Annotated in this window: 23 protein-coding genes and 3 tRNA genes; 20 read left to right on the forward strand and 6 right to left on the reverse strand. The window is 57.6% G+C overall.

The window, feature by feature from the left end; all coding sequences use genetic code 11:
• Positions 1-118: 118 nt before the first annotated feature.
• Positions 119-1,243, forward strand: a complete 1,125-nt coding sequence (locus AC13EY_RS07170) for a GNAT family N-acetyltransferase (RefSeq protein ID WP_228246493.1) — start codon at positions 119-121, stop codon at positions 1,241-1,243.
• A gap of 5 nt (positions 1,244-1,248) precedes the next feature.
• Here AC13EY_RS07170 and AC13EY_RS07175 read toward each other — a convergent pair whose 3' ends face one another.
• The 3 genes from AC13EY_RS07175 to AC13EY_RS07185 form a co-directional block, all read right to left on the reverse strand.
• A complete protein-coding gene (locus tag AC13EY_RS07175) occupies positions 1,249-1,815 on the reverse strand; it encodes a peptidylprolyl isomerase (protein ID WP_228246492.1) in 567 nt (188 codons plus the stop codon).
• A gap of 15 nt (positions 1,816-1,830) precedes the next feature.
• On the reverse strand, positions 1,831-2,670 hold the full coding sequence (locus AC13EY_RS07180; protein WP_228246491.1) for an alpha/beta fold hydrolase: 840 nt from the start codon (positions 2,668-2,670) through the stop codon (positions 1,831-1,833).
• A 67-nt stretch (positions 2,671-2,737) separates the two neighbouring features.
• Entirely contained in the window at positions 2,738-3,628 is an 891-nt protein-coding gene (locus AC13EY_RS07185) for a LysR family transcriptional regulator (protein WP_228246490.1), read from the reverse strand.
• Positions 3,629-3,727: 99 nt separating this feature from the next.
• Here AC13EY_RS07185 and AC13EY_RS07190 point away from each other — a divergent pair, with 99 nt between their 5' ends.
• Together AC13EY_RS07190 and AC13EY_RS07195 are read left to right on the forward strand one after the other, a co-directional pair.
• Entirely contained in the window at positions 3,728-4,048 is a 321-nt protein-coding gene (locus AC13EY_RS07190) for a 3-phosphoglycerate kinase (protein ID WP_228246489.1), read from the forward strand.
• 103 nt (positions 4,049-4,151) lie between these two features.
• Positions 4,152-4,751, forward strand: a complete 600-nt coding sequence (locus AC13EY_RS07195) for an FMN-dependent NADH-azoreductase (RefSeq protein ID WP_228246488.1) — start codon at positions 4,152-4,154, stop codon at positions 4,749-4,751.
• A 48-nt stretch (positions 4,752-4,799) separates the two neighbouring features.
• Here AC13EY_RS07195 and AC13EY_RS07200 read toward each other — a convergent pair.
• Both AC13EY_RS07200 and AC13EY_RS07205 read right to left on the reverse strand, forming a co-directional pair.
• Positions 4,800-4,875: transfer RNA gene (locus AC13EY_RS07200), tRNA-Asn, on the reverse strand.
• 76 nt (positions 4,876-4,951) lie between these two features.
• Positions 4,952-6,154, reverse strand: coding sequence for an amino acid aminotransferase (locus tag AC13EY_RS07205; RefSeq protein ID WP_228246487.1), 1,203 nt, complete (start codon positions 6,152-6,154; stop codon positions 4,952-4,954).
• A 286-nt stretch (positions 6,155-6,440) separates the two neighbouring features.
• On the opposite strand from AC13EY_RS07205, the gene uvrB reads away from it, so the two are divergent.
• The 11 genes from uvrB to AC13EY_RS07260 all read left to right on the forward strand — a co-directional run bounded on the left by uvrB (position 6,441) and on the right by AC13EY_RS07260 (position 16,358).
• Complete coding sequence (gene uvrB, locus AC13EY_RS07210) at positions 6,441-8,486, forward strand: excinuclease ABC subunit UvrB (RefSeq protein ID WP_482876859.1); 2,046 nt, start codon at positions 6,441-6,443, stop codon at positions 8,484-8,486.
• Between the two features lie 165 nt (positions 8,487-8,651).
• Positions 8,652-8,728, forward strand: a tRNA-Val gene (locus AC13EY_RS07215).
• Positions 8,729-8,907: 179 nt separating this feature from the next.
• The gene (gene thrS / locus AC13EY_RS07220) at positions 8,908-10,833 is read left to right on the forward strand and encodes a threonine--tRNA ligase (RefSeq protein WP_233049537.1); all 1,926 of its coding nucleotides are present in this window, start codon (positions 8,908-8,910) and stop codon (positions 10,831-10,833) included.
• Complete coding sequence (gene infC / locus AC13EY_RS07225) at positions 10,830-11,381, forward strand: translation initiation factor IF-3 (RefSeq protein WP_172409659.1); 552 nt, start codon at positions 10,830-10,832, stop codon at positions 11,379-11,381. Before thrS ends, infC begins: the two co-directional genes overlap by 4 nt.
• Positions 11,382-11,442: 61 nt before the next feature.
• Positions 11,443-11,637 carry a 50S ribosomal protein L35 gene (rpmI, locus tag AC13EY_RS07230; RefSeq protein WP_083727856.1) on the forward strand — a complete coding sequence of 65 codons (195 nt, stop codon included), beginning with the start codon at positions 11,443-11,445 and terminating at the stop codon, positions 11,635-11,637.
• A 32-nt stretch (positions 11,638-11,669) separates the two neighbouring features.
• Positions 11,670-12,026, forward strand: coding sequence for a 50S ribosomal protein L20 (rplT, locus tag AC13EY_RS07235; RefSeq protein ID WP_083727855.1), 357 nt, complete (start codon positions 11,670-11,672; stop codon positions 12,024-12,026).
• A 107-nt stretch (positions 12,027-12,133) separates the two neighbouring features.
• A complete protein-coding gene (pheS, locus tag AC13EY_RS07240; RefSeq protein WP_228246485.1) occupies positions 12,134-13,138 on the forward strand; it encodes a phenylalanine--tRNA ligase subunit alpha in 1,005 nt (334 codons plus the stop codon).
• Positions 13,139-13,177: 39 nt separating this feature from the next.
• On the forward strand, positions 13,178-15,556 hold the full coding sequence (pheT, locus tag AC13EY_RS07245) for a phenylalanine--tRNA ligase subunit beta (protein WP_228246484.1): 2,379 nt from the start codon (positions 13,178-13,180) through the stop codon (positions 15,554-15,556).
• A 5-nt stretch (positions 15,557-15,561) separates the two neighbouring features.
• Positions 15,562-15,864, forward strand: a complete 303-nt coding sequence (ihfA, locus tag AC13EY_RS07250; protein ID WP_088275071.1) for an integration host factor subunit alpha — start codon at positions 15,562-15,564, stop codon at positions 15,862-15,864.
• The gene (locus AC13EY_RS07255; protein WP_083727851.1) at positions 15,845-16,204 is read left to right on the forward strand and encodes a MerR family transcriptional regulator; all 360 of its coding nucleotides are present in this window, start codon (positions 15,845-15,847) and stop codon (positions 16,202-16,204) included. Before ihfA ends, AC13EY_RS07255 begins: the two co-directional genes overlap by 20 nt.
• Before the next feature lie 77 nt (positions 16,205-16,281).
• Positions 16,282-16,358, forward strand: a tRNA-Pro gene (locus AC13EY_RS07260).
• Between the two features lie 515 nt (positions 16,359-16,873).
• On the opposite strand, the gene AC13EY_RS07265 is transcribed toward AC13EY_RS07260, so the two are convergent.
• Positions 16,874-17,545: a hypothetical protein gene (locus AC13EY_RS07265; protein ID WP_482876806.1), complete on the reverse strand. Its 672-nt coding sequence runs from the start codon at positions 17,543-17,545 to the stop codon at positions 16,874-16,876.
• A 160-nt stretch (positions 17,546-17,705) separates the two neighbouring features.
• Between AC13EY_RS07265 and AC13EY_RS07270 the strand changes: the two genes are divergently transcribed.
• The 6 genes from AC13EY_RS07270 to AC13EY_RS07295 all read left to right on the forward strand — a co-directional run bounded on the left by AC13EY_RS07270 (position 17,706) and on the right by AC13EY_RS07295 (position 22,967).
• Positions 17,706-19,058 (forward strand): hypothetical protein, encoded by a 1,353-nt coding sequence (locus AC13EY_RS07270; RefSeq protein ID WP_482876807.1) that lies wholly within the window; start codon positions 17,706-17,708, stop codon positions 19,056-19,058.
• A gap of 63 nt (positions 19,059-19,121) precedes the next feature.
• Positions 19,122-19,373 (forward strand): AlpA family phage regulatory protein, encoded by a 252-nt coding sequence (locus tag AC13EY_RS07275; protein ID WP_269687535.1) that lies wholly within the window; start codon positions 19,122-19,124, stop codon positions 19,371-19,373.
• A gap of 423 nt (positions 19,374-19,796) precedes the next feature.
• Positions 19,797-20,759, forward strand: coding sequence for a YagK/YfjJ domain-containing protein (locus tag AC13EY_RS07280; protein WP_482876809.1), 963 nt, complete (start codon positions 19,797-19,799; stop codon positions 20,757-20,759).
• 119 nt (positions 20,760-20,878) lie between these two features.
• The gene (locus tag AC13EY_RS07285; RefSeq protein WP_482876811.1) at positions 20,879-21,403 is read left to right on the forward strand and encodes an alpha/beta fold hydrolase; all 525 of its coding nucleotides are present in this window, start codon (positions 20,879-20,881) and stop codon (positions 21,401-21,403) included.
• A 224-nt stretch (positions 21,404-21,627) separates the two neighbouring features.
• Complete coding sequence (locus AC13EY_RS07290; RefSeq protein WP_482876813.1) at positions 21,628-22,152, forward strand: RNA polymerase sigma factor; 525 nt, start codon at positions 21,628-21,630, stop codon at positions 22,150-22,152.
• Positions 22,149-22,967 carry a FecR family protein gene (locus AC13EY_RS07295; protein ID WP_482876815.1) on the forward strand — a complete coding sequence of 273 codons (819 nt, stop codon included), beginning with the start codon at positions 22,149-22,151 and terminating at the stop codon, positions 22,965-22,967. The genes AC13EY_RS07290 and AC13EY_RS07295 overlap by 4 nt, the downstream gene beginning before the upstream one ends.
• Positions 22,968-23,055 lie beyond the last annotated feature (88 nt).

Consider the following 23,055-nt stretch of genomic DNA (forward strand, 5'->3'; position numbering starts at 1 on the left):
GAGGTGTCTGCTATCGATGTTGCCTGCGGCAGATCGGGGCTGCATCCGGTATCTTGCTACTGAATCGGCAGCCGGTCATCATCGGCTGCTGTGTCATTTGCCGGATGGGTTTTGCTCCATGGTGCCGAAACGCTTACGTTCGATCAATGATGTTGATGCCGCCAGCTGGGACGCTCTGCTCGCGGCTGACTACCCGTTACTGTGCCACGGCTTTCTGCGCGCACTGGAAGAAAGCGGAGCGGTATGCGCGGCCTCTGGCTGGGAGCCTGCACACCGAGTGGTCGAGCAGGATGGTGAGCTGCTGGCATTGATGCCGCTGTATCGCAAAAGCCATTCCTGGGGCGAGTACGTGTTTGACTGGCAGTGGGCCGATGCCTGGGAGCGGGCAGGGCGGCGTTACTACCCCAAATACCTGAGCGCTGCGCCGTTTTCACCGGTGCAGGGGCCGCGTTTGATCGCGCGGGACCCGGCGGCGGCCGGCGCGCTGCTTGGCGGGCTGGATGCCGAGTTGCAGGCCGGTGAGGTGTCCAGCCTGCATCTGCTGTTCAATCTGGGTGCCGAGAACGCGTTGCTGCAGGAGTACGGTTGGCTGCAGCGTCTGGGTTGCCAGTTTCACTGGTACAACCGCGACTACCAGTGCTTCAACGACTTTCTGGCCGCCTGCAGCTCGCGCAAGCGCAAGAACTTTCGCAAGGAGCGCCAGGCGATTCGCGATCAGGGTATCGAGTTCCGCTGGCTGGCCGGCGAACAATTGGATGAGGCGGTCTGGCGGCAGTTCTACCCGTTTTACGCGGCGACCTATTACAAGCGCGGACAGGAGCCCTATCTGCCGGCTGAGTTTTTTATCTTGTTGAACCGGTACTGCCAGGCCAGCGTTCGCCTGCTGTTTGCCATGCAGGGTGAGCGGCCAGTCGCCGGCGCGTTGTTTCTCGTGGGTGGCGACACCCTGTATGGGCGTTACTGGGGTTGCCTTGAGGAGTTTGACCGCCTGCACTTTGAGACCTGTTTCTATCAGGGTATGGAGCGCTGTATTGCTGAAGGGCTAAAGCGGTTTGATGCCGGGGCGCAGGGTGAGCACAAGCTGGTGCGCGGCTTTGAGCCGGTGTTGACACAGTCATGGCACAAGCTGCAGCCGGGACTGCATGGGGCGGTAGCGGATTTTTTGCTGCGCGAGCGCGCGGGAGTGAAAGCCTATCAGCAGGAGGCAATCAGCTACCTGCCATTCCGGCAGGCAGCTGAGTAGCGAGCTTACTCGGCGCCGTCTTCCAGGCGGGTGGCGCTGATGATGGTGACCGGGTTGACCGGTACGTTCTGGTGCCCGCTGCGGCTGGTGGTGGGTACCTTGCCGATGGTTTCAACAACCTGTTCACCGCTGACGACCTTGCCGAACACGGCATAGCCGAAGTCGCGTGAGCCGTGGTCGAGGAAATCGTTGTTATCCAGATTGATGAAGAACTGGCTGGTGGCGCTGTCGACGACGCCGGTGCGGGCCATGGCGAGGGTGTAGCGCAGATTGCGCAGGCCGTTGTCGGCTTCGTTCTTGATCGGGTTGCCGGTTTCACGCTGACGCATGTTGCTGTCGAAGCCGCCGGTCTGAATCATGAAGCCCGGGATCACACGGTGGAAAATCACGCCGTCGTAGTGGCCTGCTTCGACATAACGCAGGAAGTTGGCGGCGCTGATGGGTGCCTGCTCCTCGTTCAGCTCGACAACGATGTCGCCGAGGTTGGTGGTCAGTTGCACACGCGGGTTTTCGGCCAGCGCGGTACTGCTGAGCAGCAGCAGGGTAGTGGCACCAATCAGGTGTTTGAGCATGGTTTGACTCCGTGGTCAGAGGGTGGAAAGGCCTGCCTGGGCGGGCTCTGTCGTTGTTGTTACGCGGCTGCTGTCGACCTGGCTCAGGAAATTCAGCAACAGCGTGTTGAAAGCGTCGGGTTGGTCAACCGGGGTAGCGTGCCGTGAATCGGCAATCACCTCAAGCCTGGCGTCGCCCATGCGACTGACGTATTCGCGCTTGAGTTCAACCGGGGTGTAATCCTGATCGGCGCTGACGACCAGCACCGGGCAACTGATACGGTCCAGCTGGTTGCTGACGCCCCAGCCGACAATCGCCCGCAGTGACGCCAGATAGCTGCGTCGATGGTTGGCGGTCCAGCGCTGGATGAATGTTTGCCGATGGTTCACCTGCTCAGGCTTGGGGAACAGCAGGCGAGAGAGCCCCTTGGCGATGGTCGACATCGGTAATACGTGGGCGAAAAACAGGCGCTTGCCGGCCATCCATAGTTCCGCCGGGCGACGGGGGATGACCTCGGGTGCGCTATTGACGATGGTCAGACTGGCCGGCACCTCAGGAGCGTCCGTGGCGAGTTGAAAGGCGATCATGCCGCCCATCGACAGGCCGACGATGTGCGGCTTTTCCAGCCCCATTGCCTCAATGAAGGCCAGACAGTCCCGGGCGAACAGGGCTATCGAGTAGCCCTTGCCGGTTTTGTCGGTGCCGCCGTGGCCACGCATATCCAGGCACAGAACGCGGTAATGGGCGCTGAGCGCGGGTATCTGGTATTCCCAGTCCTGCTCGCTGGAACCAAGACCGTGCAGCAAGAGTACCGGCTGGCCCGAGCCCTGGTCGGTGTAATGGAATTCACAGTCGTTCAGTCGGATCTGTGGCATGGACGGCGTCCCTGACGAATAGAGATGGCATTCTATGCATGGACGTCCTGCCAATTGAAGTGCTGCATCAGTCTGTCATCGAATGTTCAATGATCAGGTCGGCAAGAATGCGCGTGGCCGGGCCGACCGGGCGGTCCTTGTTGGCGTACAGGAACAGTGGTACCGAGCGGTTGGCGCCTTTCTCCAGCGGCAAGGCTTTCAGTTTGCCGTCGTTGATCAGGTGGCGTATCTCGTGGCAGGGCAGCCAGGCAAAGCCCAGGCCGCTGGCGACCATACGGGCGGCGGTGCCCAGACTGGCTACCGTCCAGCGTTGCTCGGCGCCAAGCCAGCCGGAATCCCTGGGCTTGTGCTGCCCCGAGTCGCGGATAACGATCTGCAGGTGGCCTTGCAGATCGTCATGGGTCAGGCTGCGCTGCAATTGGTGCAGCGGATGTTCGGGGTGGGCAACCGCGACGAAGTCGACCGAGTTGAGCTGTTGCGGCAGGAAGCCGGCGATGCTGAGCCCGGAAATGGCCAGGTCGGCGGAGCCTTCAAGCAGACAATCTTCCACGCCGGAGAGCACCTCCTCGCGCAGTTGTACCCGGCAGCCACGGCTTTGGGGCATGAACGCGCGCAGGGCACTGGCCAGCCGCTCGGTCGGGTAAGCGGCGTCGACTACCAGACGCACTTCCGGCTCCCAGCCCAGCTCCATCTCGGTGGCCAGCATTTCCAGCTGACTGGCCTGCGACAGCAACTGGCGGGAGCGCCTGAGCAGCACCGTGCCGGCCTCGGTCAGCACCGCCTTGCGGCCCTCAATGGTCAGCAGCGGCACGCCCAGTTGTTCCTGCATGCGCGCTACCGTGTAGCTGACCGAGGACTGTGAGCGGTGCAGCGCCTCAGCTGCCTGGGCAAAGCCGCCGTGGTCGATGACCGCCTGCAGGGTACGCCATTGTTCGAGGGTTACACGTGGTGCTTTCATCTTGCCATCCTCTGCCGTATCGTATTCGAGCGTGTTCGTTTCGGGGCACGCCCGACGCTTGCACGCGTCGTGCATCTGTATTGCCGCAAGGAGTTTTCGATGCGTTCTCTCGTCTCCGCCAGCGCACTGACCTGCCTGTTACTGCCCGCAGCTGCCCAGGCCTTTCCAATCGATCTGGAAGCGCATGTCGATGGGGTGACCATCGAAACCCGGACCACGGACATCAGTAATATCGCAACAGTGACGCTGCGTAATGCCGGGGCTAACACGGCTCTGTGCGAGGCGACGTTCGTCAACGGCCCGGAACGGCCCGCGCCGCGCCGGGTGCGACTGGCGGCAGGGGAGAGCACGGTGGTCAGTCAGTCTTTCCAGCGGATTATCACTCGCGTCAGGGTCGATGTGCGCTGCAGTGCAAACTGAATATATCAATTTAGCCGATTGGTATTAGCGCATTTTTGCGCTTTTTTATCTTTTTATTGGTTCTATCATGGCGCTATCCTTTACCGAAAGATGGAGTCGAGCCATGAAAAAGATCCTTGTAGTGCAATCCAGTGCCCGTCAGGAAGGGTCGCTGACCCGCGAATACACTGCGCAGCTGGTGCGCCTGATTGAAGCGGCCAACCCCGGTTCCTGGGTGGTGACCCGTGACTTGGGCGCTGAGCCGATCCCCCACCTTGACGGCACCCTGCTTGGCGGCTGGATGAAGCCAGCCGAGGAACAGACTGAGGAGGAGCGGGCGGCCGCTGCCCGGTCGGGACAGTTGATCGATGAGTTGCTTGCCAGCGATATCGTCGTGATTGGCTCTTCCATGTACAACTTCGGCATTACCTCTACCTTGAAAAGCTGGTTCGACCACGTTTTGCTGGCCGGGCGCACCTTCAAGTACACCGAAAATGGACCTGTAGGTCTGGCAGGTGATCGCAAGGTGTATGTGGTGACCGCCCGTGGTGGCCGCTATGCCGGTACGCCGATCGACTTCCAGGAGCCCTACATTCGTCAGTTGCTGGGCTTTATCGGCATTCAGGATGTGGAATTCGTCAACGTTGAAGGTCAGGCGTTGGGCGAGGAAGAGGCTGCCAAGGGCCGCGCTGAAGCGGATCAGGCTTTGGCTGCTATCGCCTGATAAAACGCAGGCAATAAAAAACCCGGCAATCAGCCGGGTTTTTTAATTTGGCTCCGCGACCTGGACTCGAACCAGGGACCCAATGATTAACAGTCATTTGCTCTACCGACTGAGCTATCGCGGAATGGACGCTGCGCACTTTACCAAAAAAATGATGGAAGTCAACGCCTTGAAGCCAATTGATCAATCAGGCGTGAAACTCACGCCTTCATGACCGCAGCCATTGCCTGGGCAACGGCGTCGATGTTGCTGTTATTCAGCGCCGCGACACAGATGCGGCCGCTGCCAACAGCGTAGATGCCGAACTCGTCTGCCAGGCGTGCCACCTGCTCCTTGCTCAGGCCGGAGAAGGAGAACATGCCACGCTGGCGCTGAATGAAGCTGACGTCCTGTTCGACGCCGGCTTCCTGCAGTTTCTGAACCAGGGCTGCGCGCATGTCGCGGATACGGTCACGCATCTCGGCCAGTTCTTCTTCCCACAGGGCATACAGCTCAGGGTTGGTGAGCACCGCTGCAACTACCTTGGCACCGTGGGTCGGCGGGTTGGAGTAGTTGGTGCGGATAACGCGCTTGAGCTGCGACAGCACCGGTGCAGTTTCTTCCTTGCTGGCGGTGACCATGGTCAGGGCGCCAACACGCTCGCCATACAGCGAGAAGGATTTGGAGAAGGAGCTGGCAACCAGGAATGGCAGGCCGGACTCGGCAAACAGGCGCACGGCAACCGCGTCGTCTTCGAGATTCTCGCCGAAGCCCTGATAGGCGATGTCGAGGAAGGGAACAAGCTGGCGGCGGCCAACAACGTCGATGACCTTGGCCCAGTCAGCCAGACTCAGATCGACACCGGTCGGGTTGTGGCAGCAGGCGTGCAAAATAACCACGGTGCCTTCGGCCAGCGCTTCCAGGTCCGCAAGCATGCCGCTCAGGTTCAGACCGTTGGTTGCCGGGTCGAAGTAGGTGTAGTTGACGACATCGTAACCGGCGGCTTCGAACAGCGCGCGATGGTTTTCCCAGCTCGGATTGCTGATGGCGACGGTTCGCTTGCCGGTCAGGCGATAAAGGAAGTCTGCACCCAGTTTCAGGGCACCGGTGCCGCCGAGCGCCTGGGCAGTAATGATGCGGCCGGAGGAGAGCAGGGCGGAGTCGGCACCGAACAGCAGCTTTTGCACCGCCTGATCGTAGGGTGCCAGGCCGTCGATCGGCAGGTAGGCGCGGGCGGCATGTTCGGCAACGCGGGCTTCTTCGGCGGCCTGTACTGCGCGCAGCAGCGGCACCTTGCCTGATTCGTCACTGTATACCCCAACACCCAGATTGACTTTGTTCGCACGGGTATCGGCGTTGAACGCTTCGTTCAAGCCAAGGATAGGATCACGCGGGGCCAGTTCTACCGGGGAAAACAAACTCATGATATGGGCAAACTCGATACAGGTGAATGTAGGGTGTCGGGCTATGCCAGGAGACTGCACTGAAGCTGCGGATTGACGAGGGTGGGTTGCTTTGCCTCGCCATCAGGGTTCTGTCAGTGCCATCTTAGCGGCCGTTCATTATAAGGAACTGATCAGATAACTCCAATCGGGTTCCCTTCGCGTTACGCGTCTTTTTGCCGCGAATGCGCTCTCAATGCAGACGACAGCTTTGCTGATAGCGTCACTGCGAGGCAGTGACGGACGCGTTGGGGTTGTGTCGGGTATGATGTGCGATTGTCGTAATAGTGAGAGATCGTCGACCGTGTCTGAGTTCAATCTGCAAACCCGCTTTCAGCCTGCCGGCGATCAGCCGACAGCGATCGCTCAGCTGGTCGAGGGCCTCGAGGCAGGGCTGTCGCACCAGACCCTGTTGGGTGTGACCGGCTCCGGCAAGACCTTTACCATTGCCAATGTCATTCAGCAGATGCAGCGGCCGGCGATCATCATGGCTCCGAACAAGACCCTCGCTGCGCAGCTGTACGGGGAGTTCAAGGAGTTCTTTCCGCACAACGCGGTCGAGTACTTCGTTTCCTATTACGATTACTACCAGCCTGAAGCCTATGTGCCGTCCTCCGATACCTATATCGAGAAGGATGCCTCCATCAATGATCACATAGAGCAGATGCGGCTGTCGGCGACCAAGGCGCTGATGGAGCGCCCGGATGCCATCATCGTGGCGACGGTGTCGGCTATTTACGGCCTGGGTGATCCCGAATCCTACCTGCGGATGGTGCTGCATGTTGATCGCGGCGATCAGGTGGATCAGCGGACCTTGCTGCGCAGACTGGCCGAGCTGCAGTACACCCGCAACGACATGGAGCTGGCCCGGGCGACTTACCGTGTGCGCGGTGATGTGATCGACATCTTTCCGGCGGAATCTGACCTCGAGGCCATTCGTATCGAACTGTTCGATGATGAGGTCGAGACGATTAGTTTCTTCGACCCGCTAACAGGTGAGGTTTTGCGTAAGGTTCCGCGCGTAACTGTTTATCCTAAAAGCCATTATGTAACGCCTCGTGAGACATTGCTTGAGGCTGTGGAACATATCAAGGTGGAGCTGGATGCGCGTCTCGCGGTACTGAAGGAGCAGAACAAACTGGTTGAAATGCAGCGGCTGGAGCAGCGTACCCGCTTTGACCTGGAGATGATTCTGGAGCTGGGTTACTGCAATGGCATCGAGAACTACTCGCGCTACCTGTCCGGTCGCGAGCCGGGTGCGCCGCCGCCAACGCTGTTTGATTATCTGCCGCAGAACGCGCTGCTGATCATCGACGAATCCCATGTGTCGGTACCGCAGGTCGGTGCGATGTACAAGGGTGACCGTTCGCGCAAGGAGACCCTGGTCGAGTATGGCTTCCGTCTGCCGTCGGCATTGGATAACCGCCCGATGCGCTTTGATGAGTGGGAGGCGATATCGCCGCAAACGATCTTTGTTTCGGCTACACCCGGCCCCTATGAAGAGGCCCATGCCGGGCGGGTGGTCGAGCAGGTGGTGCGGCCAACCGGGCTGGTTGACCCGCTGATTGAAGTACGCCCGGCGACCACTCAGGTCGACGATCTATTGTCCGAGATACGCTTGCGGGTGGATAAAGAGGAGCGGGTGCTGGTCGCCACGCTGACCAAGCGCATGGCCGAGGATCTGACGGACTATCTGGGCGATCACGGTGTGCGGGTGCGCTATCTGCATTCGGACATTGATACGGTGGAGCGGGTCGAGATTATCCGTGACCTGCGTACCGGGGCCTTCGATGTGCTGGTGGGCATCAACCTGCTGCGTGAGGGTTTGGACATGCCGGAGGTGTCGCTGGTTGCCATTCTGGATGCAGATAAGGAGGGCTTTCTGCGTTCCGAACGATCGCTGATCCAGACCATCGGCCGCGCGGCGCGCAACCTGAACGGCAAGGCGATACTCTACGCCGACCGTATTACCGGGTCGATGGAGCGCGCAATCGGTGAAACTGAACGCCGCCGCGAGAAGCAGATCAACTTCAACAAGGAGCATGGCATCACCCCGCGGGGCGTTACCAAGAGCGTGGCGGATATTCTGGAGGGTGCAGTGGTGCCTGGCAGTCGCAGTGGCCGTCGTCGTCAGCAGAAGGTGGCAGAAGAGGGGGCGGGATATTCTGCGCCGCGCACACCGGGCGAAATCACCAAGCGTATCGGCGAGCTGGAAGAAAAAATGTTCCAGCACGCGCGTGATCTGGAATTCGAGTCGGCTGCCCAGTTGCGTGACCAGATCCAGAAATTGCGCGATCAACTGATGCAGGTCTGAATCGGATTCAGGGGTTTTGCTCGTTATTTGAGCGTTTTGGATAAAGAATAATCAGGTGCTGGTTGTTTGTTGATCGCCCTGCTGGCGATTCAAGCTTTTTTCAGGTTTTCAGTAACTTAGTGGTTGACAGGGTTAAGGGAGGTGCGTAAAGTTCGCCTCCATCGCAGGCACGTAGCTCAGTTGGTTAGAGCACCACCTTGACATGGTGGGGGTCGTTGGTTCGAATCCAATCGTGCCTACCAAATTAGAAACCCGGTCCCTGTGGCCGGGTTTTTTTCTTTCTGCACCGCTTCAGGTGCTTCTGCAGTAGCCCGCAAGGGCTGCCGGCAATCGTGATGCCGGTCTGACTGCGGCGAGTCGCTGGGGCGGTTCATCCATCACGTGGCCTTGCGTAGGGGTCACCACTGAGAAGGAGAGGCACATGCCCGTAATTACTCTTCCTGACGGCAGTCAGCGCGTTTTTGAAAATCCCGTTTCCGTTGCAGACGTTGCGCAGTCCATTGGCGCCGGCCTTGCCAAGGCAACCATTGCCGGCAAAGTCGATGGGCGTCTGGTCGACGCCTGTGATCTGATCGAGCAGGACGCGACCCTGCAGATCATTACCGCCAAGGACGAGGAAGGGGTCGAAATCATTCGCCACTCCTGTGCTCACCTGGTGGGTCATGCGGTCAAGCAGCTGTATCCGACGGCCAAGATGGTCATCGGTCCGGTTATCGATGACGGCTTCTATTACGACATCTCCTTTGAGCGCCCCTTTACGCCGGAAGACATGGCCGCCATCGAAAAGCGTATGGCCGAGCTGATCGACACCAATTACGACGTGATCAAAAAGGTGACCCCGCGTGATGAGGTCATCAAGGTGTTCGAGTCCCGTGGTGAGGAGTACAAGCTGCGTCTGGTTGAGGATATGCCGGACGAAAAGGCCATGGGCCTCTACTACCACGAAGAATATGTCGACATGTGCCGCGGCCCGCACGTGCCGAACACGCGCTTTCTGAAAGCGTTCAAGCTGACCCGTATCTCCGGTGCCTACTGGCGCGGCGATGCCAAGAATGAGCAGCTGCAGCGTATCTATGGCACTGCCTGGGCGGACAAGAAGCAGCTGGCAGCCTATATCCAGCGTATGGAAGAGGCCGAGAAGCGCGATCACCGCAAGATCGGCAAGCGTCTGGACCTGTTCCACACCCAGGAAGAAGCGCCGGGCATGGTGTTCTGGCACCCCAATGGCTGGTCTATCTACCAGGTGCTTGAACAGTACATGCGCAAGGTCCAGCTGGACGCCGGTTATAAAGAAATCAAGACGCCTCAGGTGGTTGATCGCGTGCTGTGGGAGCGTTCAGGTCACTGGGAGCACTACGCGGCGAACATGTTTACCACCGAGTCGGAAAGCCGTGATTACGCGGTCAAGCCGATGAACTGTCCGTGTCACATCCAGGTGTTCAATCAGGGTCTCAAGAGCTACCGCGAGCTGCCGCTGCGTCTGGCCGAGTTCGGCTCCTGCCATCGCAATGAGCCCTCCGGTTCGCTGCACGGTCTGATGCGCGTGCGTGGCTTTACCCAGGACGATGCGCATATCTTCTGTACCGATGAGCAGGTCAAGAAGGAAGCCAGCGACTTTATCGCGCTGACGCTGCAGGTCTACCGGGATTTCGGCTTTGACGACGTTGAGCTGAAGTTGTCCACTCGTCCGGAAAGCCGGGTTGGTGATGACGCATTGTGGGATCGCGCCGAAAAAGGTCTAGAGGATGCACTTAATGAAGCGGGCCTGAAGTGGGATTTGCAGCCGGGCGAGGGCGCTTTCTATGGTCCGAAGATCGAATTCTCCCTGCGTGACTGTATCGGACGGGTCTGGCAGTGCGGTACCCTGCAGTTGGACTTCATGTTGCCGGGCCGTCTGGGCGCTCAGTACGTCGCCGAAGATGGTGCGCGCAAGACCCCGGTCATGCTGCACCGTGCGATCCTCGGTTCGTTCGAGCGTTTTATCGGTATTCTGATCGAACATTACGCCGGCGACTTCCCGGCATGGCTCGCGCCGACGCAGGCAGCGGTACTGAATATCACCGATAATCAGGCCGAATTCTGCAGTGAAGTCGAGAAATCCCTGAAGGATATGGGGTATAGAGTGGTTGCGGACTTGAGAAACGAGAAGATCGGCTTTAAAATCCGCGAGCATACTTTGCACAAGACTCCCTACCTGCTGGTTGTAGGTGATCGGGAAGTCGAGTCGCACACCGTGGCCGTGCGCACGCGAGAGGGTAAAGATCTGGGTTCAATGACTGTAACCGAGTTCGCTGATTTCCTATCTCGCGCTGTGGCACAACGAGGCCGCCCGAATTCGGAGCAATAAAGATTAAACGCGAGATGAGACAAGACAAAAGAGCCGCACAACGCCCGCCGATTAACGAAAACATCACGGCGCGCGAAGTGCGCCTGATTGGTGCAGATGGCGAGCAGATCGGCATCGTATCCATTCAGGAAGCGCTGGCCGCAGCTGAAGAAGTCAAGCTGGACCTGGTTGAAATCTCTCCCGATGCGGCGCCGCCCGTGTGCCGCATCATGGACTACGGCAAGCACATCTTCGAAAAGAAGAAACAGCAAGCCGCAGCGCGCAAGAATCAGAAGCAGATTCAGATCAAGGAAATCAAGTTTCGTCCAGGGACGGAAGAGGGTGACTATCAGGTCAAGCTTCGCAACCTGATTCGTTTCCTCTCTGAAGGGGACAAGGCCAAGGTATCGTTGCGATTCCGTGGTCGCGAAATGGCCCATCAGGAGCTGGGCATGGAGCTGTTGAAACGGGTCGAAAACGACCTGCTTGAATACGGCACCGTGGAACAGCACCCGAAGATGGAAGGTCGTCAGCTGATGATGGTCATCGCCCCCAAAAAGAAAAAGTAATCTCCAGGGCAACGCCAGGCCTTGCGATTATTTGATGCACTTCAATTTGGAGTAACTGAACATGGCAAAGATGAAGACCAAAAGTGGCGCTGCCAAGCGCTTCAAGAAAACCGGGAACGGCATCAAGCACAAGCATGCTTTCAAAAGCCACATCCTGACCAAGATGAGCACCAAGCGTAAGCGTCAACTTCGCGGCACTTCGCAGCTGAACGCTGCTGACGTCCAAAAAGTCGAGCGCATGCTGCGTCTGCGTTAATCATCAAGGTTACAGGTTAGAGGAAGAAAGCAATGGCTCGTGTAAAACGTGGTGTCATGGCGCGCAAGCGTCACAAGAAAGTTCTCAAGCTGGCTAAAGGTTACTACGGCGCGCGTTCACGCGTGTTCCGCGTTGCCAAGCAAGCGGTTATCAAAGCTGGTCAGTACGCATATCGTGACCGCAAGCAGCGCAAGCGTCAGTTCCGCGCGCTGTGGATTGCCCGTATCAACGCTGGTGCTCGTCAGAACGGTCTGTCCTACAGCCGCCTGATCGCTGGCCTGAAAAAGGCGTCCGTCGAGATCGATCGTAAGGTTCTGGCCGATCTGGCCGTGAACGAAAAAGCGGCGTTTACCGCGATTGTCGAAAAAGCAAAGGCTAGCCTGGCTTAAGCCCTCGTTACGACAATCACCGCGCCTTCGGGCGCGGCTGGCAACGTCAATGATAGGGGAAGAGCCTCAAAGCTCTTCCCCTATTTTTGTTTCTGGAGTACGTGTTGATGGAAAACCTCGACGCCCTGGTCGCACAAGCACTTGAGGCAATCAAACAGGCAGCTGATGTGGCTGCGCTGGAGAATATCCGCGTTCAGTATCTTGGCAAGAAGGGCGAGCTGACCCAGGTGATGAAGACTCTGGGCAACATTCCGGCCGAGGAGCGTCCCAAGGTTGGCGCGCTGGTCAACCAGGCTAAAGAGCAGGTTCAGAGCGTGCTCAATGGACGCAAGTCCGAGATGGAAAGCGCTGCGATGAATGCCCGTCTGGCTGCCGAGCGTGTGGATGTCACCTTGCCCGGCCGTGGTCAGACTACCGGTGGTTTGCACCCGGTTACCCGCACCATGGAGCGGATTGAACAGATTTTTGCCCACGTCGGTTATACCGTCGCGGAAGGCCCGGAAGTGGAAGACGACTACCACAACTTCGAGGCGCTTAATATTCCGGGTCACCACCCGGCGCGTGCCATGCACGACACCTTCTACTTCAATGCCAACACCCTGCTGCGTACCCACACCTCGCCGGTTCAGGTACGCACCATGGAGAGCCAGCAGCCGCCGATTCGCATCATCTGTCCGGGTCGCGTGTACCGCTGCGACTCCGACCAGACCCACTCGCCGATGTTCCATCAGGTTGAAGGTCTGCTGATTGACGAGGGTGTGAGCTTTGCCGATCTGAAGGGCACCATTGAGCAGTTCCTGCGCGAGTTCTTCGAGGCTGATCTCGAAGTCCGTTTCCGCCCGTCGTTCTTCCCCTTCACCGAACCTTCCGCCGAGGTGGATATTCGCCGCCGCGTAGTCAAGAACGGTGAAGAAAAGGCCGACTGGCTGGAAGTCCTGGGTTGCGGCATGGTGCACCCGGAGGTGCTGCGCATGTCCGGTATCGACCCGGAGAAATACCAGGGGTTTGCTTTCGGGATGGGCGTCGAGCGCCTGACCATGCTGCGTTATGGCGTGGGCGATCTGCGCATTTTCTTCGACAACGATCTGCGTTTCCTTGAGCAGTTCCGTTGAGCGCCGCATCCGCAACCCTTTTGACAGCAGGAATCGATAATGAAATTCAGTGAACAGTGGCTGCGCACCTGGGTAAACCCTGACGTTTCCCGTGACGAACTGGTAGCGCGCCTGTCCATGACTGGACTCGAAGTAGACAGCGTTACCCCGGCAGCCGGCGAGTTCTCCGGCGTTGTGGTGGGCGAGATCCTCAGTGCCGAGCAGCATCCCGATGCCGACAAGCTGCGCGTATGCCGTGTCAGCAATGGCAGCGAAGAGTTCCAGGTGGTGTGCGGCGCACCCAACGCGCGCGCCGGCATCAAGATCCCGTTTGCCATGGTGGGCGCGGTACTGGGCGAAGACTTCAAGATCAAGAAGGCCAAACTGCGCGGTGTCGAATCCTTCGGCATGCTGTGCTCGGCTGCCGAGCTGCAGATTTCAGAAGACCACGACGGCCTCTATGAGCTGCCGCTTGATGCCCCTGTCGGTCAGAGCGTACGCGAGTACCTTGGCCTCGACGACGCTATCATCGAAGTCGATCTGACGCCGAACCGTGGTGATTGCCTGTCCATCGCTGGTCTGGCCCGTGAAGTAGGCGCCAACTATGGCGCCGAGGTTTGCCGTGTCAAGGTTGAGCCGATCGCAGCCGTCCATGACGAGGTGCGTCCGGTTGAGCTGGTCGCTGCTCAAGCCTGCCCGCGTTATATGGGGCGGGTTATCCGCAACGTTGATCTGTCACGCCCAACGCCGCTGTGGATGGTTGAGCGTCTGCGTCGCAGCGATATTCGCAGTATTGATGCAGTGGTCGACATCACCAACTACGTGATGCTTGAGCTGGGACAGCCGATGCATGCCTTCGATCTGGCCGAGATCAAGGGCGGCATTCGCGTGCGTATGGCGGAAGAGGGTGAGAAGCTGGTACTGCTGGACGGCCAGGAAATCAGCCTGCGTGCAGATACCCTGGTGATTGCAGACCACGAACGCCCGCTGGCTATGGCCGGCATCATGGGTGGTGAGCACAGTGGCGTCAGCGAAAACACCCGGGACCTGTTCCTGGAGAGCGCCTTCTTCGACACCATCGCCATCGCCGGCAAGGCGCGTGGCTACAGCCTGCACACCGACTCTTCGCATCGCTTTGAGCGAGGCGTTGACTGGCAACTGCAGCGTGAGGCCATCGAGCGTGCGACTGCACTGATCCTGGAGATCGTCGGTGGTGAGCCGGGCCCGGTCATCGAGGCGGTCGAGCAGGGCGCATTGCCCTCACTCAAGCAAATCACCTTGCGCAATGACCGCATCACCCAGATGCTCGGCATGCAGATGGGTGAGGCCGACGTGGTCGGTTATCTCTCCGGTCTTGGGCTGGGCGTTACTGCGATTGGTAATGGCCAGTGGCAGATTGATGTACCCAGTCACCGCTTCGATATCAGTATCGAAGTGGATCTGATCGAAGAGCTGGCTCGCCTGTATGGTTACAACCGCCTGCCGGTCAGCGCGCCAACCGCAGCCCTCAGTCTGGCTGGCAAGCCGGAGGCCCGCGGCGAGCTGACCGTGTTGCGTCGCCTGCTGGTCGCCCGTGGCTACCATGAAGCCATTACTTACAGCTTCATCGAGCCGGGCCTGAGCAAGCAGTTCGAGCCGGAGATCGAACCCCTGGCGCTGGCCAACCCGATTTCCAGTGACATGGCAGTCATGCGTCCCTCCCTGTGGCCGGGCCTGTGCAAGGCGGTGCAGTACAACCAGAATCGGCAGCAAGGCCGGGTGCGGCTGTTCGAGAGCGGCCAGCGCTTCATTCCGTGCGCAGATGGTCTGCGTCAGGAAGTCATGCTTTCCGGTATTGTTACTGGCAGCCGTCAACCTGAGGGCTGGGCGAACGGGGCAGAGAAGGTCGACTTCTTCGACGTCAAGGCTGATGTTGAAGCCATCCTGGCGCAGAGTGCCGCCGGCGTCAGCTTCCGCTTCGCACCGGTGGCCCACCCTGCGCTGCATCCTGGCCAGTCTGCCGGGATCCTCAATGGTGAAGAGCAGGTAGGCCTGATCGGTGCGCTGCACCCGCAGCTGGTTGAGGATCTTGACCTCAATGGGCCGGTATTTGTGTTCGAGTTGGCATTGGCGAAGATCTGTCAGGGCGAGCTGCCGCGCTTTAGCGAATTGTCCCGCTTCCCTGAGGTCAGACGGGATATCGCACTGGTTGTGGACCGCGAGGTATTGGCCCAGGATCTGCTCGGTGCCATTCGCCAAGCGGCCGGCGAACATCTCAAAAACCTCAGGTTGTTTGACGTGTATGAGGGCAAAGGTATTGATCCTCATAGAAAAAGCATGGCAATCGGCTTGACGTTACAGGATTCGTCACGCACTCTTACCGATGATGAGGTGAATGCTGTCATGGACAGAGTGCTGCAGTCCTTGGAGCAAGGGTTTAACGCCACGCTAAGGAAATAGGTGAAATGGGGGCTCTGACAAAAGCGGAAATGGCTGAGCGGCTGTACGAAGAGTTAGGGTTCAACAAGCGCGAAGCCAAAGAGTTGGTCGAGTTGTTTTTCGAAGAAATTCGTAACGCACTGGAAGCCAATGAACAGGTCAAGTTGTCCGGATTCGGCAACTTCGATTTGCGCGATAAACGTCAGCGCCCCGGCCGAAATCCGAAAACAGGCGAAGAGATCCCCATTACCGCCAGGCGGGTGGTGACCTTTCGCCCGGGACAAAAACTCAAGGCACGAGTAGAAGCGTATGCTGGAACCCAGCCATAACGACGAGCTGCCGGCGATCCCCGGTAAACGCTACTTCACCATTGGTGAAGTGAGCGAGTTGTGTGCAGTAAAGCCCCATGTTCTGCGCTACTGGGAACAGGAGTTTCCCCAGTTGTCGCCGGTCAAGCGTCGGGGTAACCGTCGCTACTATCAGCGTCAGGATGTGCTCATGATCCGTCAGATTCGTGCTCTGCTGTACGATCAGGGATTCACCATCGGCGGCGCACGCCAGCGCCTGTCCGGTGAAGAAGCCCGTGAAGATCTCACCCAGTACAAGCAACTGATCCGCCAGACCATTGCCGAGCTGGAGGAAGTGCTCAACGTTCTTCGGGTTCGCTGATACTGAAAAAAAACTTTCTCATTTCAGGGAGTTAATGTATTATGCGACCCGCTTCGGCAGACAAACCGAAGCATCGTCGGGGCGTAGCGCAGCCTGGTAGCGCACTTGCATGGGGTGCAAGGGGTCGAGTGTTCGAATCACTCCGTCCCGACCAATAAAATCAAGGGGTTAGATCGATACGGTCTGACCCCTTTTTATTTGCCTCGCATTTTTGCCCCACTTTTTGCCCCACCGAATTTTGTCTGTGTTTTTTGTTTTGATGCTCATGTGCCTACCTGTGCTCAATAATGGTTTCTAGCTCGCCTGCGCTTACGTCATCGGTGGCGATTGGTTGTGCCTGCTGCACTGCCTTGATTGCTTGTGCCGGCGAAGGTGTGGGCGTCCGCATGGCCAAGTTTGCGCTCGAAGCTCATTTGCCGGGTTTGAGGTCGATGGATTGAGCGGGCCTGGCGACATGCTCTTTACCTGGGGGAAGGGGCTATTCTCGCTGCTCACGTCGCCTGTTGGTGGAAAGGGGGTGGGTGGCTCCCCTGAGCTATTCCTCGGCGTCTCGCATTCTGTATTGCTCGCGCAGTGTCCTTGTTGATCGTATGCGGTTTCCAATTTCTTGGAATGGTATTTGGGGGGGGGCGGCTGAGCATGTCTACGGTGCTAGCTATGCGGTGGGCTTCATGTCGGGTCAGGTCGCAGGAGTTTGATTCTGGTCGACTCCCTCACGCTCTCCTGCAGCGCCTCTAGTACTGCGTTCACTTTGCTCTCCAGCGTCTGCCAGTCTCCTTCAAACGGGGGCGATTCATTGAGCGTTGCGGATTTCCATATCTCAACCTCCAGGACGTGTTTACGCAACACGTCAATCAGCTCGCTTCTCTCCAGGTCCTTCGACTTGATGGCTTGCTTTAAGCACAGGTTTTCGTAGGTTAGTGCACCGATCTCTCCTTCATGCTCCTTTTTCCATTTGTCCTTCAGCGCCGCATATTCCTTGGGGCTGTTCTTCAGCAGGATTGCCAGCGTTTCTGAAGGCTTGGTTTCAAACTCTTTCGTCAGCTTGTTGAGTGCTGCACATGCCTCCGGGGGTAGATTGAAACGCCTCGGTTTGGTTCGTTTCTGAATGCGTCGCTGGCGCAGATTATTCTGTAGAGACCTAATTATTTCCTTGTGGCCTGCGTCACTCAGTGCGTGAATCCAAGTCTCGGCCCTAGTGCGTGCATTCATCTTTACGCCTCTATGTCCATTCCCTGGGTGTAGAAGCCCCCACTCATCGGCGGTTGCTTTTCTATGCAGATAGCTCACTGAGTACCGACACTCTTCCTCGCTTCGAAGCCACTCAATTTTGCCTGTCATTATTTCTACCTTCGCGTCAATAAAGCAGCATTACGCCATTCTCGCGGCATTGAACTTGCGGTATCACATAGGTGGAAAATATACGTTAGTAATAGCGTTAGTTCTAGCGTTATACCTAGCGGGATGGCAGGATATAGTATCTCTTAACGTGGAATAAACTGTGAAAAGGACGCTGGTCGAGAAAGTGCTCCTGCTTTCTTCTGTAACGCTAACCGCAAGTGACAAGCTATTTTTGCTAGTATTTGCTGCGCGTTATGGGGAGGGCTGGAGTGGGGAGTTGAGGATTGCCGAGCTAGCAGAAGCGCTCGGGCTGAAGAGAGGTTTAGTAGAGTCGTCGGTACCTAGGCTGATCGCAGCGAGCTTTCTGGTAGTGCAACCGGTCTACAAAAAACGAGGGCGACCATTGCGGAAACTTTCGTTGAACAAGACGTTGATCGGGGCGATACCAGTGGGTAAAGAATTTCAAGTTGAAAGTATTCTGTCTGCGATCTCGTTCCTAGATCGGCCTACAGTTAGGGTGGCAAGTTTGAGGTGGGCGTCTGGTAGCAGTGCTACCAGTGCCGCGAAATTGATTGCCTCTGGCTACCTGCTTCAGGAAGGAGATAACCCGATAGCTCGGAAGATGGTTGATGGGAAAAGCACCTTTCTTGATGCATCAGGTGTGCTCCTTCTAACGTTGCTACTTGCCGCATCTGACCCCGTTGGCGTGGTGGCGGGGTGGAGTCATAGGCGGCTAGCAGCGGCGATCGGGGTTACTAGGGTGGCGCTCAAAGGGCGGCTAAAGAAGCTGACTGACAATGGTGTGCTGCGTCAGGTCATTCCAGGCATCGGCGCGTCAGTGTTCTCACGCAAGCTTAGTTCGGTTTACATCGTCAACATCAACCATCCCGTGTTTCGGGGTGTATGCAGCCCTACCGCTGTTTTGATTTTCAGGGATGATTGTGACTCGGAGCGTTCCAAGTTTTTGCAGGTTTTTTGGGAGCAGGCGGTTTACGCTCGCGAATCTGGTGACTTGCGCCATGTAGCTCATATCTACCGCCATTTGCCCAAGCATGCCTTCCTTCAGATTGAGCTCTTTGTCAATCGGCTGGTCTCGCAATGGCTGACGGTCAGGTTGGTCCAAGAGCGAGATGTTGATCGTCCGTCGATAAGGGAGTCTATCAAAGGGTTTCTTGCCATCCTTGAGCGCGGAGAGTCTGTAGAGTCGAAGCGGGCTGCTTTCGCATCAGAGTCGATGGTCGACGAGTTAGCTTACTGTGCTGAGCGACTACTTGAGGAGGTGGTGCTGCTGTTCGGGACGGTGATTCCGGCGACAGTGAAAATGAACGAAGTCCTGATGCTGCCAGGGAACATTCTGCGCGGCTACGAGTACATCACATTGCTTGTTCGTGCTGAAGTGAAATCTCCCAGCCCAGTAAAATGTGCTCCCGGGGCGTTTGGCAGGTCGGAGTGCATGTATGAGCAAGAGATCCCTCAGAATGTACGCTTGGCTGCTGGGCTCGCTGCTGAATAGTCAGTCTGAGCGTCTTTTTTTACCACCGTTGCAAATCCTCTGAGCTAACAGAGGAGACTGCTCATGAGGATCATGCGACTGAAAGACGTAATCGACACCACAGGGCTTGCACGCTCCACCATCTACAAGTACATCGCGGAGGGAATTTTCCCTAAGCCGGTTAACCTTGCCCCAGCTGGGCATGATGGCGTCAATACCAGGGGGGTAGGCTGGGTTGATGCCGAGATCTTTGATTGGGTTTTGGCCAGGATTGAGGAGCGGGACGTTAGCCTGGCAGATGGTGTGAAGCCCCAGCGGTTGAGCGTGGCCAGTTAGTGCAACATAGAAACCACGGCTGGCCGTTGCCGGTCGTGGCTTCTATGTCGCTGAGGAGTAACTCAGCGATTCGTGTGCGCGTAGTCCTTTCTTCGTGTTTTAGTTGGAGTTCTGCGAGGGATGATTCCGTTCCCGCATCAGCTAACCTGACAGTGGTCGTCCAGCGTCTTTTGCCAAGCCCCGCCGTGATGTTTCTCCCTGAACTCCTTGCCGCGCTGGGCATCAGTCGGCAGCTTGAATCGGGATTTATTTATATACTCTATGTGCTCTGGTTATCTAATCACCAATCCTAATCAACCCGATGCGAATACATAACCTCATACAGGACAGAGACAGCTAAGAGATCAACCCACTACGACAGAGGGATCAGGTTAAAAAATACACAAGTGACCAGTGGTATGTACCTAACCGAGGAGACATACCATGCATCACACATTCAACCACTACACACCTGCAATCTCCCAAGCAGAAGCCAGCGTCAAGATCGATCAGCTCGTAGACGATGCTCTACGCAGAGGTGGTCAGGCCTATATTCCTCAGTCACACCCAGGCATGCCATACCACAAGACGAAACTAGGGGAGTATCTGGATTACTTCAGTCAGATGCTTGCTTTGTTCGATGGTCGCGTGGATTACGACTACAGCGAGAACCTGGAGCTGTTCTACGATGCTTGCCATGACATTCGACTGGAGTGTGTCGATCGTTCCTATATCTGTCCTGATCCGGAGTCTAACGGTGGCTTTCTGTCAGAACCTGAGACCATGAATCTGCTCATCGAGCGCATTCGTGAGCTGAGTAAGCAGGAGTGGTATCAGCGCAGAGCCAGAGACCGTCGGTATCAAGCCAAGCGCCAGGCTGAAGACATCAGTGAGTTCGTGCAGAGAGTGATGGAGCGGTATTCCAAGACGCTCGTGCTGAGGCTGAACCTCTACTACAAGAAGTCAGCCAGACAGCGGCTCACTGTCGAGCAGGTGTTCGATGACATGAACAAGCTGGTCAGAGCTCGCAGGACCAATCCCATCTTTGAGCATCTGGTGGCTTTCATCATCCGGGTAGAGCAGGGTGAGGATCAGGGCTTTCATCTACATGTCGCGTTCTTCTTCAACGGCTCATGCGTCAGGCGTCATTTCCGCATTGCTGAGCTTATCGGCGAGCTGTGGGAGGAGATCACTCATGGTGGCGGGCATTGGCACGACAGTGGTGCGGAATGGATGAAACAGGGGGGCAAGGATGAGGGCAGAGGCACTGGCATGTTTCAGCGTAGCGACGTGAATGGACGCTATGCCGTAGCGAGCCTGATGACCTACTTGGTCAAGGACAAGGGACAGCACCTGCGGATCAGGCCGGCAGGTGTCAGGGCCTACAGGACGGGGTGTATCCGCTAGTTACCAGCCCGTACCGTCCATAGTTGATCAAACCTGGTGGTGAAGGAGTGCTTATAGGTGTTATCCACTCAGCCCATAGAGCCGGAAGGTCTTGGTTTGCCGGGCCAGTTAGTCTGCTTATGGGGGGGCTGCTTCCTGCTTCGCTGGGGGCTACCCAGCTTGGCTTGGATGCGTTCGTGATCATGGGGCACAGTGTCGGCGGCGGTATGGCTGTATCCTGCGCCGCTGCCTATCCGGAGGCTTGTAAGGGGCTTATCACCGAATCGGCGCAGGCGTTTGTCGAGCCCCGGACACTGGCTGGTATCCAGGAAGCAAAGACGCAGTTTGCCAAGCCCGGACAGTTAGAGCGGCTGCAGAAGTACCATGGCGAAAAAGCGGAATGGGTGCTCCGCTCCTGGACCGATACTTGGCTATCCGCGGGGTTTCGGGAGTGGAACCTGGATGGGGCACTGGCAAATGTTTGCTGCCCCGTGCTGGCCATACATGGAGAGCTTGATGAATACGGTTCGGCACTTCATCCGCAGCGGATATGTGCAGGGAGTAGAGGAGGGAGGCACCTGCTGATGTTACCCGACTGTGGTCATGTGCCGCACCGCGAGCACCAAGTCGTTGTGCTTGATGCCGTCTGGAGGTTTCTTGCTTAGTCGTGTATCGGGCATATTCAGAACGTACTGGTTGGGTTCAGTTCGGCAGTTGCTGGCCACTTTGAGTCGGTCGCTCAGGTTGATACCGTCAGAATCAGTCAAACGGATGAGGTTACCAGCACGGCCTGAGCTTACATTTTTGAGCAACTCGGGAATACTTTTCTTTAAATGCGACTTGTTATCATTTATATTTGCGCAAATTCCCTGCTCATTGTGCCTCCTCATTGCCCCACGCATCGCCTAAAACCTCGCTTCTCACGGCCCTGGTCCGTCACTATGACGAGCTGGTCGATTCCGTGCGCCGCCGCTTTGGTGACCGCCAGGAGGCGCACGAAGTCGTGCATGATGTGTGTGTGAACCTGCTGGCGTCGCCCGAGAAAGAGACCGCACGTGTACCCTTGGCGCTGCTGCACAAGATCATTCATGATCGCGCCATCAGCCACTACCGCAGCGAACGTCGCCGACAGGCATGGGTCGATGACAAGGCCGAACTGGACGAGGTGCTCTGCAGGGCCCCTGGTCCGGAGCGTCAGCATGCGGCTATCGATGAGTTGGAACATCTGTGCACCGCAATTGCCGAGTTGCCGCCACGCTGTCAGCAGGTATTCGTCATGCACAAAATTCACCAACTGCCGCAGCAGCAGATTGCCAGGCAACTGGGGATTTCACTAAAGGCCGTGGAAAAACACCTCAGGGTCGGCATGAGCAAATGTCTGGCACGTCTGGGCCAGCAGCAGGTTCGCACATGAATCGCCCAGCTGACGACAACGCTACCGACGATGCGCTTGCACGCCATCGTGAGGAGCTGAAGAAGCGCTTCCCGCTGCCCTCGCCGGCAAAGAAAGCCCGGCAGCAACCTGCAGCGCTCGGCGTGCTGCTCAGTGCAATAGCCCTGGGGCTGGCATGGTTTGACCCTGCCTATCAGAGCACCAGTTACAGCAGCACACCAGGCCAGGTGCAGCACATCGCGTTGCGGGACGGCAGTATCCTCACCCTCGATGGCGCCAGCCAAGTCGAGGTCAGCTGGCACCTGCGCAGCCGACGTGTGGATCTACAAGCGGGGCAAGCGCTGTTCGACGTGGCTCCTGCCAGTTACCGTCCCTTCCGCACGCTGGCCGGCTCGGCAGAAATCACTGTGGTCGGCACCCGCTATAACGTCAGTCGCCTGCAGGACGATGTGCGCGTAACCGTCGAAGAGGGCAAGGTCGAGGTGCGCGGCCAGGGGAGCAAACTACGGCTCACACCCGGCCAGCAGGTTCGAGTGCGCAACGGTCTGGTCGATAAACCGATTCAGGTCGACGCTCAGGCCCTGACCGGCTGGGTCGAGGGGCGCCTGGTGTTTGATCGCACCACGTTGGCCGAGGTACTGGATACGCTCAAGCGCCAGCAGAACACCATCGTGCGTTTAAACGATCCTGAACTGGCGCAACTACCCGTCTCCGGCACCTTCGAGCGCGCCAACCTGAGCGCATTGCCAGCCCTGCTACCGAAGATACTGCCGCTAGAACTTCACACGGCTGCAGATGGCTCGTTGAGTCTGAGCCGACAGGCCGAGAAAAAATAATCGCGGCACGAGGTAGGGTTTTTTCATTGCTGCGGCGGCTATCTCTAGGAACGACCTATACTTTCCCGGAGCCCTATAAGTGAATAAC

Source organism: Halopseudomonas sp. L-58 (assembly GCF_056859475.1).